1 protein-coding gene is annotated in these 413 nt (G+C 55.9%); it reads left to right on the plus strand.

Going from position 1 to position 413, the window contains the following annotated elements; genetic code table 11:
• The coding region (locus tag AC1D0P_RS30635; RefSeq protein WP_477680173.1) for an alpha/beta family hydrolase at positions 1-241 on the plus strand (241 nt) is incomplete at its 5' end.
• Positions 242-413: the final 172 nt, after the last annotated feature.

The raw sequence follows: 413 nt of genomic DNA on the forward strand, positions 1-413 counted from the left end.
GTTGCGAACGGCCCACCTCGCCACGTTGAAAACCCCTGCATTGATAGCCCAGGGAACGCGGGATCCGTTTGGCACGATTGACGAAGTGCCGGCATACACGCTCTCGGACCGGATCGAGATCTTCTGGCTTGAAGACGGCGACCACGATCTCAAGCCGCGCAAGAAAATCTCCGGCTTCTCGACGGCAGATCACATGGCCGCCATGGCGAGCAAGGTGCGGAATTGGGCGGATGCGATATGATCAATTTGTCGCGGTTCGAAGATTCCGCCTTGTTCGTTGATAATAAGGGAATATAACGAATTCTCTTCCAGTCAATCAATGCCCTTTGATTGGCCCCTAATCCCGCCGGACGTGCTGAATGCGCTGTCCGACGGGTTTTTTCGCTCTTTCCAGAGCGCCCTCACGCCTGACC

This window comes from Polaromonas sp. P1_G2 (assembly GCF_056405515.1).